The sequence below is a fragment of the Pseudomonas alcaligenes genome (genome assembly GCF_041729615.1).
In the GTDB taxonomy this organism is placed as follows: domain Bacteria; phylum Pseudomonadota; class Gammaproteobacteria; order Pseudomonadales; family Pseudomonadaceae; genus Aquipseudomonas; species Aquipseudomonas alcaligenes_B.
In genome coordinates this window covers 531,024-546,668 of sequence record NZ_CP154874.1, presented here as the reverse complement: position 1 = coordinate 546,668, position 15,645 = coordinate 531,024, and the positions used below count along the sequence as shown (strand labels likewise).

The window sequence follows — 15,645 nt, the reverse complement described above, 5'->3', positions numbered from 1 at the left end:
CTCATTCTCCCAGCTTGAAGCCGCGTTCGGCCTTGCGGTGGCCGTAGGTGCGCGGGCGGCTGTAGTAGTCGATGGTCGGGGCGGCCAGGTTCATCAGCAGCACGGCGAAGGCCACGCCATCCGGGTAGCCACCCCAGGTGCGGATGATGTAGACCAGGATGCCGACCCCGGCGCCAAAGATGATCCGCCCCAGGTTGCTGGTGGCACCGCTGACCGGGTCGGTGACGATGAAGAAGGCGCCGAGCATGGTCGCGCCGGTCAGCAGGTGGAACAGTGGCGAGCCGTTGGAGTCCGAGCCCGAGCCGTTCCAGAACAGCAGGCTCATGACGAACAGGGCGCCGAGCATGCCGGCCGGGGCGTGCCAGCCGATGACCTTCTTCCAGAGCAGGAACAGGCCGCCGAGCAGGAAGGCCAGGTTGACCCATTCCACCGCCTTGCCGCCGAAGCTGCCGAAGGCCGGGTTCTGTGCCCACAGCTCGTCGATGGTCAGGCTCTTGTTGGCCTTCAGCGCATCCAGGGCGGTGGCCTGGCTCCAGCCGTCGGGCAGGGCGGCCAGGCCGAGGATCTGCTGCACGCCCTCCCAGGCGCCGACGCTGTGCGGCGCCGGCCAGCTGGTCATGGGGATGGGGAAGGAGATCAGCACCACCACGTAGCCGAGCATGGCCGGGTTGAAGGGGTTCTGCCCGAGGCCGCCATACAGCTGCTTGCCGAACACGATAGCGAAGCCCACCGCCACCGCGGTCAGCCACCAGGGCGCATAGGGCGGCAGGGCCAGGGCCAGCAGCACGGCGGTGACCAGGGCGCTACCATCCTTGAGGAAGAACGCCAGCGGGCGCTTGCGGATGGCCAGGATGGCCGCCTCGCAGGCCAGGGCGACCAGGCTGGCCCAGAGCAGGTTGACCAGGGTGCCGATGCCGAACAGCCAGGTCAGGGCCAGGGCGCCGGGCGCACAGGCGGCAGCGACCAGCAGCATGACACGCTGGGTCTTGTTGCTACCCCTGGCGTGGGGCGAGGTGATGCGGGGCAGGGCCATCGGGTCTCCGGGATCAGGCTTGGTGAGCGGCCAGGGCCTGCTCGGCGGTTGCCAGGCGGGCGCGGGCGGCTTCCAGGGTGTCGCTGGCGGTAGCGTCGTCGCGCTCCAGCTTGCGCAGGTCGGCGCGAGCGAAGGCCACCTCGGTCTTCAGTGCCTTGAGTTCGGCGTCGACGCCAGGTTGCTCGGTGCGCACCAGCTCCGGGGCTGGCTTGCCGGAGGCGTCCTCGGCGGCATGCAGAGCCTGTTCGGCAACGGACAGGGCCTGGCGCAGGCGCTCTAGCTCGCTTTCCTCGGCACCTGCTTTTTCGGCCTTCTTCAGCTCGGCGCGCTTCATCGCCATCTCGACCTTGGCCTTTTTCAGCTCGCTATCGTCGATTGCCTTGGCGGCAGGGGCTGGTGCTGCGGATTGCAGTTGCTCCAGTGTTTTTTCGGCCTCGACCAGCTTGGTGCGGGTCTGTTCCAGCTCGGCCTGCTGTTCGGCGCTAGGCGCTTCGAGTTTTTCCAGCTTGCGCAGCTGGGCCTTGAGCATGGCGGCTTCGATCTTGGCTTTCTTCAGCGCATCGTCGCTGGCGAGTGCGGCGGCCGAGGGTTCAGGCGCCGCGGATTGCAGCTGCTCTAGCGCCTTCTCGGCCTCGGCCAGCTTGGCGCGGGTCTGCTCCAGCTCGGCCTGCTGCTCGGCGCTGGGCGCCTCGATCTTCTCCAGCTTGCGCAGCTGGGCCTTGAGCATGGCGGCTTCGATCTTGGCCTTCTTCAGCGAGTCGTCGTTGGCCGGTGCAGCGGGTGCCGGTGCTGCGGATTGCAGCTGTTCCAGAGCCTTCTCGGCCTCGGCCAGCTTGGCGCGAGTCTGCTCCAGCTCGGCCTGCTGTTCGGCGCTGGGCGCTTCGAGCTTTTCCAGCTTGCGCAGCTGGGCCTTGAGCATGGCAGCTTCGATCTTGGCTTTCTTCAGCGCGTCGTCGTTGGCTGGCGCTGCTGCGGTCGGCGCTGGTGCGCTGGCCTGGGCGGTTTCCAGGGCCTTCTGCGCGGCCTCGGCGGCGCTGCGCAGTTCGGCGACCTGGGCCTTGAGTTCGTCGGTGTCGTGCTGGGCCAGCTGTTTCTCGGCCTTCTTCAGCGCCACCTGAGCCATGCTGACCTCGATCTTCAGGCGCTTGAGCTGCTCGTCGGCAGCACTCGGCGTGCTGCTCGCAGGCGCCGCTGCGGCGGCTTCGGCCTGGGCCGCCTTGGCCTTGGCGGCGCGCTCGGCGCGGGCGAGGCGCTCGGCCTCCTTGCGTTCTTCCTCGCGGCGCAGGCGCTCCTGGCGCAGCTCGAAGCGCTGCTTGGAGTGCTCAGCCTTCTGCTGCTTCTGCTCCAGCTCACGGATTTCCGCCTTGGCCGCGCGGTAGTACTGCACCAGAGGGATGCTGGAGGGGCAGACATAGGCGCAGGCGCCGCATTCGATGCAGTCGAACAGGTTGTGCGCCTTGAGCTGCTCGTGCTGCTGGCCGAGGGCGAAGAAATGCAGCTGCTGCGGCAGCAGGCTGGCCGGGCAGGCGTCGGCGCACTCACCACAGCGGATGCAGGGCATGGCCGGCGGAGGCGTCGGCAGCTCGCTGGCGCTGCCGGCCAGCAGGCAGTTGGCGGTCTTGATCAGCGGCACATCCAGCGAGGGCAGGGTGAATCCCATCATTGGGCCGCCCATCACCAGACGGTTGAGCTTGCTGGTGTCCAGGCCGGCGAATTCGAGCAGCTCACCGACCGGAGTGCCGAGCAGTGCCTCGACATTGCCCGGCCGTGCCAGGGCCGTGCCGGTCAGGGTGGTGATGCGAGTGATCAGCGGCTTGCCGAGCACCACGGCGTCATGGATGGCGACGCAGGTGCCGACGTTCTGGCAGAGCATGCCGATATCGGCCGGCAGGCCGCCGCTGGGCACCTCCACGCCGGTGAGGATCTGGATCAGCTGCTTCTCGCCACCGGAGGGGTACTTGGTGGGGAATACCTTGAGCCGGTAGCTGCGCTCGGCCAGGGCCGCGCGCACGGCGGCGATGGCCTCGGGCTTGTTGTCCTCGATGCCGATCAGCACCTCGTCCGGCTGGATCAGTTGCACCAGGATGTCGATGCCGGACACCAGTTCGGCGGTGCGCTCGCGCATCAGCACATCGTCGGCGGTGATGTAGGGCTCGCACTCGGTGCCGTTGATGATCAGGGTGTGGATCTTCTGCGTCGGCCGCACAGTGAGCTTGGCCGCCGTGGGGAAGCCGGCGCCGCCCAGGCCGCTGATGCCGGCCTCGCGGATCAGCTCCAGCAACTCTGCGGACTCCAGGTGCCGGTAGTCGGCATGGGGCGTCAGGTCGATCCACTGCTCCAGGCCGTCGCTGTCGATGACGATGGCCGGTGCGGGCAGGCCCGATACATGCGGGTAGGGCTGCGGGCCTATGAAGCTCACCGTGCCGGAGGTGGGGGCATGTAGCGGCGCGCTGACGAAGGCGCTCGCCTCGGCGATCTTCTGGCCCTTGAGCACCCGCTCGCCGACCGCCACGCAGGGCTCGGCGGCGGCGCCGATATGCTGGCCCAGCGGCAGAATGAGGCGCCTGGGCAGAGGCGCCTGGGCGATGGGCGTGCGGTTGGACAGCGCCTTATGCTCGGCCGGGTGGATGCCGCCGGGGATGTCCCAGATGCGTTCGTGCGCACTCATGCGGCCTGCTCCCTGTCACTGGCGATCAGCTGGCCGGGGGGCAGCGGCAGCTGCCACTTCCAGCTCTGCACGTTGCTGCCCACCGGCAGCATGTCGATGCAGTCCACCGGGCAGGGCTCGACGCACAGGTCGCAGCCGGTGCACTCGCTGGCGATTACCGTGTGCATCTGCTTGGCCGCACCGACGATGGCGTCCACCGGGCAGGCCTGGATGCACTTGGTGCAGCCGATGCACTCGGCCTCGCGGATCACCGCCACCATCTGCGGCTTCTCGCCTTCGACGGCGTCCAGCGGCTCGGGCTCGACGTCCAGCAGGTCGGCCAGGGCGGCGATGGTGGCCTCGCCGCCGGGCGGGCACTTGTTGATCTTGTCGCCGCCGGCGATGGCCTCGGCGTAGGGCTTGCAGCCCGGGTAGCCGCACTGGCCACACTGGGTCTGCGGCAGCAGGGCGTTGATCTGCTCGGCAATGGGGTCGCCCTCGACCTTGAAGCGCACGGCGGCGTAGCCAAGGATGGCGCCGGCCAGCAGGCACAGGCCGAGCAGGGCGAGGACAGCGATCAGTACCAGGCTCATAGCTTGATCAGCCCGGCGAAGCCCATGAAGGCCAGGGACATCAGCCCGGCGGTGATCATGCCGATGGAGGCGCCCTGGAACGGCTTGGGCACGTCGGCGATGGCGATGCGCTCACGCATGGCGGCGAACAGCACCAGCACCAGGGAGAAGCCCAGGCCGGCGGCGAAGCCGTTGGCGGTGGCGGTGATGAAGGTGAATTCGGCCTTGTTGGCGTTGACCAGGGCCACGCCGAGGACGATGCAGTTGGTGGTGATCAGCGGCAGGAAGATGCCCAGCACGCGGTAGAGCAGGGGGCTGGTCTTGTGCACCACCATCTCGGTGAACTGCACCACCACGGCGATCACCAGGATGAAGCTGATGGTACGCAGGAACTCCAGGCCCAGCGGCTCCAGCACGTATTCCTGCACCAGGTAGCTGCACATGGCGGCCAGGGTGAGGACGAAGGTGGTGGCCAGCGACAGGCCGATGGCCGTCTCGATCTTCTTCGACACGCCCATGAATGGGCACAGGCCAAGGAACTGCACCAGCACGAAGTTGTTGACCAGGATGGCGCTGACCATGATCAAGGCGAGTTCGGTCATCGAAACGTCCGTCTTGGGGCAAAGGCCGTAGGAAAAGGGCGCCTATTATCGGAAAGGGCGCAGAGGCAAACAAGCCGGCATAAGCCGGCTTGTTGTTCTTGGATAAGCCTAGACGGCTTATTTGACGCGCTGGCCCGGTTTGGCGCCGCTGTCCGGGCTGAGCAGGTAGATTTCCTCGCCGCCGGGGCCGGCGGCCAGCACCATGCCTTCGCTGACGCCGAACTTCATCTTGCGCGGGGCCAGGTTGGCCACGTACAGGGTCAGACGGCCTTCCAGCTTGCTCGGGTCCGGGTAGGCGGACTTGATGCCGCTGAACACGTTGCGCTTCTCATCGCCGATATCCAGGGTCAGGCGCAGCAGCTTGTCGGCACCTTCGACGAACTCGCACTTCTCGATCAGGGCGATACGCAGGTCGACGGCGGCGAAGGCGTCGAAGTTGATCTCGGCGGCCAGCGGGTCCTTGGTCAGTTCGCCATTGCCGGTGGGCTTGCTGGCTTCGGCGGCGAGATCTTCCTTGGAGGCTTCGGTCATGGCGTCGATCTTCGCGGGTTCGATACGGGTCAGCAGCGGGTTGAACGGGTTCAGCTGGTGGTTGGCCAGCGGGGTGGCCAGATCATTCCAGCTCAGCGGGGCGACATTGAGGAAGGCTTCGGCATCGGCGGCCAGCTCCGGCAGCACCGGTTTGAGCAGGATCACCAGCTGGCGGAACAGGTTGATGCCCAGGGCGCAGATTTCCTGCACCTCGGTCTGCTTGCCTTCGACCTTGTTCAGGGCCCAGGGCGCCTTGTCGGCGATCCAGGCGTTGGCGCGGTCGGCCAGGGCCATGATCTCGCGCATCGCACGGGCGAAGTCGCGGGCCTCGTAGGCCTCGGCGATGCTCGGAGTGGCGGCCTGGAAGGCCTCCCACAGTTCCGGCTCGGGGTTGGCGGCGACCAGCACGCCGTTGTTGCCCTTATGGATGAAGCCGGCGCAGCGGCTGGCGATGTTGACCACCTTGCCGACCAGGTCGGAGTTGACCTTCTGCACGAAGTCCTCGAGGTTGAGGTCGAGATCGTCGACGCCGCGGCCCAGCTTGCTGGCGTAGTAGTAACGCAGGTACTCGGGGTTCAGGTGATCGAGGTAGGTGCGCGCCTTGATGAAGGTGCCGCGCGACTTGGACATCTTCTGGCCGTTGACGGTCAGGTAGCCGTGCACGTTGACCGCGGTGGGCTTGCGGTAGCCGGCGCCTTCGAGCATTGCCGGCCAGAACAGGGCGTGGAAGTTGACGATGTCCTTGCCGATGAAGTGGTACAACTCGGCGGTGGAGTCCTTGCCCCAGAAAGCGTCGAAGTCCAGCTCCGGGCGCTTGGAGCACAGATTTTTAAAGCTGGCCATATAGCCGATCGGCGCGTCCAGCCAGACGTAGAAGTACTTGCCCGGCTCGTCGGGGATCTCGAAGCCGAAGTACGGCGCGTCGCGGGAGATGTCCCACTCCTGCAGGCCGCCGTCCAGCCATTCGGCGATCTTGTTGGCCACCGCTTCCTGCAGGGCACCGCTGCGGGTCCACTGCTTGAGCATGGCCTCGAAGTCCGGCAGCTTGAAGAAGAAGTGCTTGGACTCCCTGAGCACCGGTACGGCGCCGGAGATGGCCGAGCGCGGGTTCTTCAGCTCGGTGGGCTCGTAGGTGGCGCCGCATTTCTCGCAGTTGTCGCCGTACTGGTCCTCGGCCGCGCACTTGGGGCAGGTGCCCTTGATGAATCGGTCGGCGAGGAACATGCCCTTCTCGGGGTCGAAGTACTGGGTCACTGCGCGAGTGGCGATGTGGCCCTTGTCGCGCAGCGCCAGGTAGATCGACGCGGACAGCTCGCGGTTCTCGTCCGAGTGGGTCGAGTGGTAGTTGTCGAAGGCCACGCCGAAGTCGGCGAAGTCGGCCATGTGCTCGGCGCGCACGTTGTCGATCAGCTGTTCGGGCGTGATGCCTTCCTTCTCGGCGCGCAGCATGATGGCCGAGCCGTGGGCATCGTCGGCGCAGACGTACACGGCCTGGTTGCCGCGCAGCTTCTGGAAGCGCACCCACATGTCGGTCTGGATGTACTCCAGCATATGGCCAAGGTGAATCGAGCCGTTGGCATAGGGCAGGGCGCTGGTGACGAGAATCTTGCGGGCTTCGGGCATGGTGATCGGGCCATCGGGTGTTACGAGGGAAGTCGGCCACTATATAGCCGCAGCGGTTTTTTTTCATCCGTGCGGGGCGCCGCCCTGGGGTAATATGCCCGCCTGTTTTGCCCTGCCTTTCGGAGTAGCCCCATGAGCGCCGTCACCCGCGAAGCGGTCGAAGCCCGCCTGCGCCAGTTCACCGACCCCCACCTGAACCAGGACCCGGTCTCCGCCGGCTGCCTGCGCGAAGTCGACATCCAGGGCGGCAAGGTCGCCGTGCGCCTGGAGCTGGGCTATGCCGCCGGGCTGTTCAAGAGCGGCTGGGCGCAGATGCTGCAGATGGCCCTGGAAGGCCTGGATGGCGTGGACTCGGCACGGGTGCAGGTGGACGTGGCCATCGCCCCGCACAAGGCCCAGGAGCAGGTGCCGGCGCTGGCCGGGGTGAAGAACATCATCGCCGTGGCCTCCGGCAAGGGCGGCGTGGGCAAGTCCACCACCGCCGCCAACCTGGCCCTGGCGCTGGCCCGCGAAGGCGCCCGCGTCGGCATCCTCGATGCCGATATCTACGGTCCCAGTCAGGGCATCATGTTCGGCATCGCCGAAGGGACGCGACCCAAGGTGCGCGACCAGAAGTTCTTCGTGCCGCTGGAGGCCCACGGCGTGCAGGTGATGTCCATGGCCTTCCTCACCGACGACAGCACCCCGGTGGTGTGGCGCGGGCCGATGGTCTCCGGCGCGCTGATCCAGCTGGTGACCCAGACCGCCTGGGACGACCTGGACTATCTGATCGTCGACATGCCGCCGGGCACCGGTGACATCCAGCTGACCCTGGCGCAGAAGGTGCCGGTGGCCGGCGCGGTGATCGTCACCACCCCGCAGGACCTGGCCCTGCTGGACGCCAGGAAGGGCGTGGAGATGTTCCGCAAGGTCAATATCCCGGTGCTGGGCGTGGTGGAGAACATGGCCGTGCACATCTGCAGCAACTGCGGCCATGCCGAGCACCTGTTCGGCGAGGGCGGCGGCGAGAAGCTGGCGGCCCAGTACGGCGTCGACCTGCTGGCCTCGCTGCCGCTGTCCATGGCCATCCGCATGCAGGCCGACGGCGGCAAGCCGACCGTGGTGGCCGACACCGAGAGCCAGATCGCCATGATCTACCAGGAAATGGCGCGCAGCGTCGGTGCGCGCATCGCCCAGGCGGGCCTGGGCGCGGCGGCCATGCCGACCATCGAGGTCAGCGACGACTGACGTTGCCCTGCGGGATGAGGGGCCTTTGAACCGGGCCCCGCCTCCCGGTAAGATGCGCGATCATTTTTCAACCACTGCTTTCAGGACGCCCGCCATGAGCATCAAATCGGACAAGTGGATTCGCCGCATGGCCCAGGAACACGGGATGATCGAGCCTTTCGTCGAGCGCCAGGTGCGCACCGAAGGCGCCGAGCGCCTGATCTCCTACGGCGTTTCCAGCTACGGCTACGACGTGCGCTGTGCCGACGAGTTCAAGGTGTTCACCAACATCCACTCGGCCACCGTCGACCCGAAGAACTTCGACGAGAAGAGCTTCGTCGATGTGAAGGGGCCGGTGTGCATCATCCCGCCGAACTCCTTCGCCCTGGCCCGCACCGTCGAGTACTTCCGCATCCCGCGCGACGTGCTGACCATCTGCCTGGGCAAGAGCACCTACGCGCGTTGCGGTATCATCGTCAACGTCACCCCGCTGGAGCCGGAGTGGGAGGGCCACGTGACCCTGGAGTTCTCCAACACCACCACCCTGCCGGCGAAGATCTATGCCAACGAGGGCGTGGCGCAGATGCTGTTCCTGCAGTCCGACGAGGCCTGCGAGGTGTCGTACAAGGATCGCGGCGGCAAGTACCAGGGGCAGACGGGCGTGACCCTGCCGAAGACCTGATTCAGCTGGCACATGAAAAAAGCCGGGCAGTGCCCGGCTTTTTCGTTTCCGCCGTCAGGGTACCAGCGGCAGTTCGCGCTTGTGCCGGGTGTTGTCGTAGGTGCGCACGATGGTGGCGTAGGCCGCCTCGCTGACCGGCTGGCCATGCAGGAAGGCGTCGATCTCGGCATAGCTCACGCCATGCGCTTCCTCGTCCGGCTTGCCCGGGCGCAGCTCTTCCAGGTCGGCGGTCGGCGTCTTCATCACCAGGTGTTGCGGCGCCCCGAGGTGCTTGGCGATGGCACGCACCTGGTGCTTCACCAGGCCGGACAGCGGGGCCAGGTCGCAGGCGCCGTCGCCGAACTTGGTGAAGAAGCCCATGACCGCCTCAGCGGCGTGGTCGGTGCCGATCACCAGGCCGTTGTTGGCATTGGCGATGGCAAACTGGGCGACCATGCGGATGCGCGCCTTGATGTTGCCGACCACGAAGTCGCGGCGGGCGTCGGAGAGCTGCTGCAGGTGGCTGACCTGCTCGCCGAGGCCGGTCACGCTGTCCTCGATGTTGACCGTGTCCTCCTCGTCGGCGCGGATGAACTTCAGCGAGTCCTGGGCGTCGTGCTCGTCGTGCTGCACCTTGTGCGGCAGGCGCACGGCGATAAAGCGATAGGCCGCATCTCCCGTCTCGGCGCGCAGCTCCTCCACCGACAGCTGGGCCAGGCGCCCGGCGGTCAGCGAGTCGACGCCGCCGCTGATGCCCAGCACCAGCACCTTGAGGCCGGAGTTCTTCAGGCAGTTCTTGATGAAGGCCTTGCGCCGCTCGATCTCGGCCACCAGGGCCGCCTCGTCGGCGAAGGGCGGTACCACGTCCAGGGCGGCGGCGATTTCGGCTTGGCGGTTGCTCATCACGGGTTCCTCGGGCAGCGCGCCGGTGCGGTATTGGCAGCGGCGCTCGTTGTATCGCGGTCGATGGCGAAGCTTACTTGGAACAGCCGGAAAAGTGCACGGCAGAGCTGCGGCAAGTGGGCTCGATGAAATGGGTGGTGGCGCCATGCCATTGTCTTGTGCGTGAACTTGTCCCGGCTCTCGGCTACTCTGCGAGAAAAGAGTTTCAGCCAGGACGGCGTCCCCCTGCTTGCCGGTTTGCGGAAGTCTTCCCATGAAACCTCGCCCCATCATCCTGTGTCTCGCCCTCGCGTGCCTGGCCAGCCGGCCCGCGGTGGCCGCCAGCCTGTCTGCCGAGCTGTTCGACGAGCAGGGGCGGCCGCTGCCTGACGTGGTCCTCAGCCTGGTGGCACAGGGCGCTTCGAACCAGCCCGGCACCGGCCTGATGGACCAGCGGGGCAAACAGTTCAGCCCGCGGGTGCTGGCAGTCCGCACGGGCACCGAGGTCAGCTTCCCCAATAGCGACGACATCCGCCACCACGTCTACTCCTTCTCGCCGGCCAAGCGCTTCGAACTGCGCCTGTACAAGGACACTCCCAGCGCCCCGGTGCTGTTCGACCAGCCCGGTGTGGTGGTGCTTGGCTGCAACATCCATGACTGGATGGTGGGCTACATCTACGTCACCGACCATCCCTGGTTCGCCGTCAGCGATGCTCAGGGGCGCCTGACAATCGACGGCCTGCCGGCGGGGAGCTACCAGGTCAACCTCTGGCACCCGCGGCTGGAGAACATGCAGGCGCTGGCCGCCGGCACCCTGCAGGTGCCTGAGCAGGGGCTCAGCAGGAGCTTTGCGCTGCCGCTGGCGGGGCCGCTGGAAACAGCGGCGCCGCCCAACCCCAGCGCTTTCGGCGAAGTCTTCAGGAAGGCCACGCGTGAAGTTCAGCCATAGCTTCCAGGCGCGCATCGCCGTCGCGCTGGTCGCGCTGCTGATGGCGGTGGTCGGTGCCCTGTATTTCTCGGTCAAGGCGGCCACCGGCGTGGCCGTGGAAAGCCAGTTGCGCGAGGAGCTCGGGGTCGGTGGGCGGGTTCTGGAGCAGCTGATCGAGCTGCGCGGGCGCCAGCTGCACGATGCGGTACAGGTGCTGGCGGCCGACTTCGGCTTCAAGGAAGCGGTGGCCAGCGGCGATCGCGAGACCATCCGCTCGGCGCTGGCCAACCACGGTGCGCGGATCAACGCCGGCGCCGTGCTGCTGCTGGGGCTCAATGGCGTGCTGCAGGTCAGCAGCGACCCGCGTATCGGCGCCGAGGCCGCCGAACGCCTGGCCGGGCAGGTGCGCGATCAGGCGCAGCAGGGCAGCCGGGTGTTCCTGCTCCCCATCGCCGGCGAGGTTTACCTGCTGGTCGAGTCCTATGTCAGCGCGCCGCTGCCCATCGCCCGGGTGGTGATGGGCTTCCATATCGACGAGGCCTTCGCCCTGGAGTTGCGCGAACTCACCCACCTGGAACTGACCTTGCTGTCGATCGAGCAGGGGCAGGCGGCCGGCTGGCTGAGCACCCTTCCGGCGGCCATGCATGGCCAGTTGCGCGAGGAGCTCATGCAGCAGCGCGGCAGCACGGGCAGCCGCATGTTGCAGGCCGCCGGGCAGCGCTACCTGGGCGAATGGCGGACCCTCGCCAGCGGTGACGGCTACCAGGTGCTGGCATTGCTGCACAAATCCCTCGACCGTGCCGAACAGACTTTCGCTCCGCTCGATCGCGCCATCCTGCTGATCGCCCTGGCCGCATTGTTCGCTTCGCTGCTGGTGGCCCTGTTGCTGGCGCGCGGCCTGGCGCAGCCGGTGCGTGAATTGGCGCGGGTCGCCGGGCGTATCGGCCAGGGCGACTACCAGACGCCCATCGCGCTGCAGCGCGGCGACGAGCTGGGCAGCCTGGCCCAGGCCTTTACCCGCATGCAGGAAGGCATCGCCGAACGCGAGCGGCAACTGGCCCATAACGCCCTGCACGATGCATTGACCGGGCTGCCCAACCGTACCCTGGCGCTCGAGCGCCTGGGCAGTGCGATCAGCGCCGGGAGGCCGACGGCCGTGCTGTACCTGGGCGTGGCCAACTTCCGCGGCATTCTGGAGAGCTGCGGCGCCGATGGCGCCGACCTGACCCTGCAGCAACTCAGTCGCCGCCTGCAGGCCACCCTGCGTCCCGGCGACAGCCTGGCCCGGCTGCTGGCCGATGAGTTGCTGCTGATGCTGGATGGCTGCGACGGGGCCGCCGCCATCGCTGCGGCGGACCGCTTGCAGCAGTTGCTGCTCAAGCCGATGCGCGTGGGCACCCTGGATGTCGTCCTGGACTGCCGCATCGGCATCGCCGCCTTCCCCGAGCATGGCAACAATCCGGACGACCTCCTGCGCCGGGCAGCCATCGCCATGCACGATGCCGCCCACCTGCCCGGGCACCTGCAGCTGTACCAGGAGGGGCGCGATGATGCCCACCTGCGTCAGGTCAGGCTGGTACGCGACCTGCGCCATGCCGCTGGCAATGGCGAGCTGCAGCTGTACTACCAGCCCAAGCTGGATATCCACGGAGGTCACGTGCATCAGGCCGAGGCCCTGTTGCGCTGGAACCACCCGCACTACGGGGCGGTCTCGCCCGGCGAGTTCATTCCGCTGGCCGAACGGACCGGCAGCATCCAGTTGCTCACCGCCTGGGTGGTCGAGGAGGCCGTGCGCCAGCTGCATGACTGGAATGGGCGCGGCCTGGGCATGCAGGTATCGCTGAATATCTCCGCCGAGGATCTGGTCAACCTGGAGCTGGCCGAGCGCGTCGGCACCCTGCTGGTCGGCCAGGCGGTGGCGGCCGAGCAACTGGTGTTCGAGATCACCGAGAGCGCCATGATGCAGGATCAGCAGCGCGCGCTGGAGGTGCTGGAGCGCCTGCGCCGACGAGGTATCCAGCTGTCGGTGGACGACTTCGGCACCGGCTACTCGTCGCTGGCCCAGCTCAAGCGCATGCCCGTGCAGGAACTGAAGATCGACCAGTCCTTCATCCGCGAACTGAGCGAGCACGGCGAGGATGCGGTGATCGTCCGCTCGACCATCGAGATGAGCCACAGCCTGGGGCTCAAGGTGGTGGCAGAGGGGGTGGAGCTCGCGCCCGTCCTCGATCTGCTGCGGCGCTGGGGCTGCGACACCGCCCAGGGTTACCTGATCGGCAAACCGCTGCCGGCGCCAGCCTTCGAGCAGTGGCTGCAGCAATGGCACGAATCCCATCTGGCGAGGGCTCTCTGAACATGCTCAGGCCTCTGGCGACACTGTTCTGCTGCCTGCTGCCGACCCTGGTCGCCGCCGAGCAGGGGCGCCTGCTGGCCACCGGCGGTTCCAGCAGCATCGATGGCGCCGCCGGCGGAGGCATAGTGCCCTGGGCGGTACTGGCCGGTTATGGCGAGCAGGGCGAGTGGGGCGGCGCAGCCTTTCTCACCCGCGTGGAAACCGGCGACTACCGCCTGGATGTGGGCGGCGCGGCGTTTGCCTACGACAACCGGGTGGAGTTGTCCTTCGCCCGCCAGCGCTTCGACCTGGGCACCCTGGCGCGCGACCTGAGGCTGCCGGACGACAGCCTCAGCCAGGATATCTTCGGCGTGAAGCTGCGCCTGTTCGGTGACCTGATCTATGACCGCCTGCCGCAGCTGTCGCTCGGCGTCGAGCACAAGCGGCAGCGGGACTTCCGGGTGCCGCGCCTGGTCGGTGCCGTGCGCGACGAGGATACCGAGGCTTACCTGGCGGCCAGCCGTCTGATCCTCGGCGGCGCCTTCGGCTACAACCTGCTGCTCAATGGCAATCTGCGCTACAGCCGGGCCAACGAACAGGGCCTGCTGGGCTACGGGGGCGACCGCCGCGACCGCCACTCGCTGCTCAAGGAGGGCTCGGTCGCGGTGCTGCTCGATCCGCACTGGGTGGTGGGCGTGGAGTACCGTGAGAAGCCGGACAACCTCTCGTTTGCCGGCGAGAACGACTGGTCCGATCTGTTCGTCGGCTACTTCCCCAACAAGCACCTGGCCGTCGTGCTGGCCTATGCCCGTCTCGGCGAGATCGCCGGCCTGGATCACCAGGATGGGGTCTACCTGTCGCTGCAGGGGAGCTTCTGAGCATGCGCCTGCTGGCGATCCTCCTAGCGCTGCTGATCGGTGCCTGCGCCGGCCAGTCGCCCCGCGACGACAGCCTGTACCGCGGGCTGGGCGAGCAGGCCGGCATCACCCGTATCGTCGAGGGCATGCTGCTCAACGCCGCGCGCAACCCGCGCATCTCCCGGCATTTCCAGGACATCGACATCGAGCGCCTGCGCGACAAGCTGGTGGAGCAGTTCTGCGTGGAGGCCGGCGGCCCCTGCGAATACACCGGCGACAGCATGGAGGAGAGCCACAAGGGGCTGAACATCAGTCGCGCCGACTTCAACGCGCTGGTCGAGGACCTGATCGAAGCCATGGAGGCGGAGGGGGTCGCCGTGCCTGTGCAGAACCGCCTGCTGGCGCGTCTGGCGCCGATGCGCGGGCAGATCATCGAGCGCTAGGGGCGGCCCGCTAGACTCCGGCCAGGCCCAACACCAGCTTGACCAGGCCGAACAGCACCAGCACGAAGAGGCCGGTGAACAGCACGCCGAGGATGATGAAGTGGCTGGGCTTGCCGCGGCTGAAGTCGCGCGCGCGGTTCTTGCCGCTCTGCACGCCGAAGGCGGCGGCCAGCACGCTCTGCAGCATCTCACGAAAGGTCAGGGGCTTGTCGTCGTTCTCTGGGCTCATGGGGCACCTCCTGGGCTCAGCTTAGCCCAGGAGGCGGCACTCATAGCTCCGCGTCCAGCGCCTGCACGCGCTTGCGCTCCAGTTCGTCGAAGCGGCTGGCCTGCAGCTCGGCGATCGCCGCCTGTAGGTCGGGCTGGCTGAGGCCGGACTCGCGCAGCCTGTTGCGCTCGGCGGCGTAGTCGGCCAGGCGCTGCTGCCAGGCGGCCTGCTGGCGATCCAGCTCCTCCAGAGCGGCGGCGGCCTCGCTGCCCAGCGTGGACTCGCGCAGCTGGCGGATCTCCTCGGCGCTGGCGCCCCGGGCCTGCAGGGCCTGGGTGGCGGCATACAGCTCGCCGTGGCGACTGCTCTCGGCACGGGCCTGGCGCACATCCTCGGGCAACTGCAGCTCCAGCTCGGCCAGCGCCTGCTGACGCTGCTGCTCGTCGAGGCCGGCCTGCTGGCTCAGCGCCAGGCGCTGCACCATGTACTCGTCCTCGGCGTTGTCGCGGGCGAAGAACACGGCGTATTCCTCGCTGTTGAAGAACTGCTGGCGCACGGCGTTGAGCGCGTCCAGGCGCTGGCGCAGGGCTCCGGCATCCAGGTCGGGGCTGGCCTCGGGCAGGCCCTGCACGGCGATGCGGTAGTCCACATAGCGGCGCAGCAGGTCGCGGGCCTGGGCCAGGGCCGGCTCCTGCAGCTGCGCGGCGAGATCGCGGTGGATGCGCGTCAGCACCTTGTCCAGGCCTTCCTCTTCGCGACCTGCCAGATAGAAGTCGAACAGGTGCAGCAGGTCCTGCGTCAGCAGCAGGTTGCCCTGGCCATCCATCTTCAGGATCACACCGTGGCGGGTGCCTTGCAGCGATGGCGGAAGCGGGCCGGGATCGGCCAGGGTGTTGGCCGGGGCTTGCTGCAGCTGCCGGTTGAGGGCGCTGGCCTGGACGCTGCGCGCATCGCTCGGCGGAGTGATGACGAGTGCTTGGGCTGGAGCGCCTGGCAGGGGGTCGGGGCGATAGAACAGCAGGGTTGCGCTGACGGCGAGGGCGCCCATGGCCAGGGCGCCCAGGATGATTCGGTTGGACATCGAACGCTCCTCGTGGCGGGCATGGCGCTGACAGGCGCC

General features: G+C 67.6%; 14 protein-coding genes. 6 read left to right on the top strand and 8 right to left on the bottom strand.

The window, feature by feature from the left end:
- Position 1 precedes the first annotated feature (1 nt).
- From AAG092_RS02600 to metG, 5 genes are all read right to left on the bottom strand, one after another.
- Positions 2–1,033: an RnfABCDGE type electron transport complex subunit D gene (locus AAG092_RS02600; RefSeq protein WP_373388434.1), complete on the bottom strand. Its 1,032-nt coding sequence runs from the start codon at positions 1,031–1,033 to the stop codon at positions 2–4.
- A 13-nt stretch (positions 1,034–1,046) separates the two neighbouring features.
- Positions 1,047–3,701 carry an electron transport complex subunit RsxC gene (gene rsxC, locus AAG092_RS02595; RefSeq protein WP_373388433.1) on the bottom strand — a complete coding sequence of 885 codons (2,655 nt, stop codon included), beginning with the start codon at positions 3,699–3,701 and terminating at the stop codon, positions 1,047–1,049.
- Positions 3,698–4,273, bottom strand: a complete 576-nt coding sequence (rsxB, locus tag AAG092_RS02590; protein WP_373388432.1) for an electron transport complex subunit RsxB — start codon at positions 4,271–4,273, stop codon at positions 3,698–3,700. The genes rsxC and rsxB overlap by 4 nt, the downstream gene beginning before the upstream one ends.
- The gene (gene rsxA, locus AAG092_RS02585; protein WP_110683310.1) at positions 4,270–4,854 is read right to left on the bottom strand and encodes an electron transport complex subunit RsxA; all 585 of its coding nucleotides are present in this window, start codon (positions 4,852–4,854) and stop codon (positions 4,270–4,272) included. The genes rsxB and rsxA overlap by 4 nt, the downstream gene beginning before the upstream one ends.
- A 117-nt stretch (positions 4,855–4,971) precedes the next feature.
- A complete protein-coding gene (gene metG / locus AAG092_RS02580) occupies positions 4,972–7,008 on the bottom strand; it encodes a methionine--tRNA ligase (protein ID WP_373388431.1) in 2,037 nt (678 codons plus the stop codon).
- Between the two features lie 132 nt (positions 7,009–7,140).
- On the opposite strand from metG, the gene apbC reads away from it, so the two are divergent.
- Positions 7,141–8,235, top strand: a complete 1,095-nt coding sequence (apbC, locus tag AAG092_RS02575) for an iron-sulfur cluster carrier protein ApbC (RefSeq protein ID WP_373388430.1) — start codon at positions 7,141–7,143, stop codon at positions 8,233–8,235.
- Between the two features lie 94 nt (positions 8,236–8,329).
- Positions 8,330–8,896, top strand: coding sequence for a dCTP deaminase (dcd, locus tag AAG092_RS02570; protein ID WP_110683307.1), 567 nt, complete (start codon positions 8,330–8,332; stop codon positions 8,894–8,896).
- 54 nt (positions 8,897–8,950) lie between these two features.
- On the opposite strand, the gene nadE is transcribed toward dcd, so the two are convergent.
- On the bottom strand, positions 8,951–9,778 hold the full coding sequence (gene nadE / locus AAG092_RS02565; protein WP_110683306.1) for an ammonia-dependent NAD(+) synthetase: 828 nt from the start codon (positions 9,776–9,778) through the stop codon (positions 8,951–8,953).
- Between the two features lie 253 nt (positions 9,779–10,031).
- On the opposite strand from nadE, the gene AAG092_RS02560 reads away from it, so the two are divergent.
- From AAG092_RS02560 to AAG092_RS02545, 4 genes are read left to right on the top strand one after another with little or no spacing between them, the layout of a single operon-like run.
- Positions 10,032–10,706, top strand: a complete 675-nt coding sequence (locus AAG092_RS02560; RefSeq protein WP_373388429.1) for a methylamine utilization protein — start codon at positions 10,032–10,034, stop codon at positions 10,704–10,706.
- On the top strand, positions 10,690–13,038 hold the full coding sequence (locus AAG092_RS02555; protein WP_373388428.1) for a putative bifunctional diguanylate cyclase/phosphodiesterase: 2,349 nt from the start codon (positions 10,690–10,692) through the stop codon (positions 13,036–13,038). Before AAG092_RS02560 ends, AAG092_RS02555 begins: the two co-directional genes overlap by 17 nt.
- Before the next feature lie 2 nt (positions 13,039–13,040).
- Positions 13,041–13,895: a DUF3034 family protein gene (locus tag AAG092_RS02550; protein ID WP_373388427.1), complete on the top strand. Its 855-nt coding sequence runs from the start codon at positions 13,041–13,043 to the stop codon at positions 13,893–13,895.
- A gap of 2 nt (positions 13,896–13,897) precedes the next feature.
- On the top strand, positions 13,898–14,317 hold the full coding sequence (locus AAG092_RS02545) for a group 1 truncated hemoglobin (protein WP_373388426.1): 420 nt from the start codon (positions 13,898–13,900) through the stop codon (positions 14,315–14,317).
- Positions 14,318–14,327: 10 nt separating this feature from the next.
- Here AAG092_RS02545 and AAG092_RS02540 read toward each other — a convergent pair whose 3' ends face one another.
- A complete protein-coding gene (locus tag AAG092_RS02540) occupies positions 14,328–14,546 on the bottom strand; it encodes a DUF2970 domain-containing protein (RefSeq protein ID WP_373388425.1) in 219 nt (72 codons plus the stop codon).
- A 40-nt stretch (positions 14,547–14,586) separates the two neighbouring features.
- Positions 14,587–15,606 (bottom strand): lipase secretion chaperone, encoded by a 1,020-nt coding sequence (locus AAG092_RS02535; protein WP_373388424.1) that lies wholly within the window; start codon positions 15,604–15,606, stop codon positions 14,587–14,589.
- Positions 15,607–15,645 lie beyond the last annotated feature (39 nt).

Bases quoted from the DNA above. Each gene is read 5' to 3' on its own strand.
- AAG092_RS02545 (WP_373388426.1), top strand. From the start codon at position 13,898: ATGCGCCTGCTGGCGATCCTCCTAGCGCTGCTGATCGGTGCCTGCGCC.
- dcd (WP_110683307.1), top strand. From the start codon at position 8,330: ATGAGCATCAAATCGGACAAGTGGATTCGCCGCATGGCCCAGGAACAC.
- rsxA (WP_110683310.1), bottom strand. From the start codon at position 4,854: ATGACCGAACTCGCCTTGATCATGGTCAGCGCCATCCTGGTCAACAAC.
- metG (WP_373388431.1), bottom strand. From the start codon at position 7,008: ATGCCCGAAGCCCGCAAGATTCTCGTCACCAGCGCCCTGCCCTATGCC.
- rsxB (WP_373388432.1), bottom strand. From the start codon at position 4,273: ATGAGCCTGGTACTGATCGCTGTCCTCGCCCTGCTCGGCCTGTGCCTG.
- AAG092_RS02560 (WP_373388429.1), top strand. From the start codon at position 10,032: ATGAAACCTCGCCCCATCATCCTGTGTCTCGCCCTCGCGTGCCTGGCC.
- rsxC (WP_373388433.1), bottom strand. From the start codon at position 3,701: ATGAGTGCGCACGAACGCATCTGGGACATCCCCGGCGGCATCCACCCG.
- nadE (WP_110683306.1), bottom strand. From the start codon at position 9,778: ATGAGCAACCGCCAAGCCGAAATCGCCGCCGCCCTGGACGTGGTACCG.
- apbC (WP_373388430.1), top strand. From the start codon at position 7,141: ATGAGCGCCGTCACCCGCGAAGCGGTCGAAGCCCGCCTGCGCCAGTTC.
- AAG092_RS02550 (WP_373388427.1), top strand. From the start codon at position 13,041: ATGCTCAGGCCTCTGGCGACACTGTTCTGCTGCCTGCTGCCGACCCTG.
- AAG092_RS02600 (WP_373388434.1), bottom strand. From the start codon at position 1,033: ATGGCCCTGCCCCGCATCACCTCGCCCCACGCCAGGGGTAGCAACAAG.
- AAG092_RS02535 (WP_373388424.1), bottom strand. From the start codon at position 15,606: ATGTCCAACCGAATCATCCTGGGCGCCCTGGCCATGGGCGCCCTCGCC.
- AAG092_RS02540 (WP_373388425.1), bottom strand. From the start codon at position 14,546: ATGAGCCCAGAGAACGACGACAAGCCCCTGACCTTTCGTGAGATGCTG.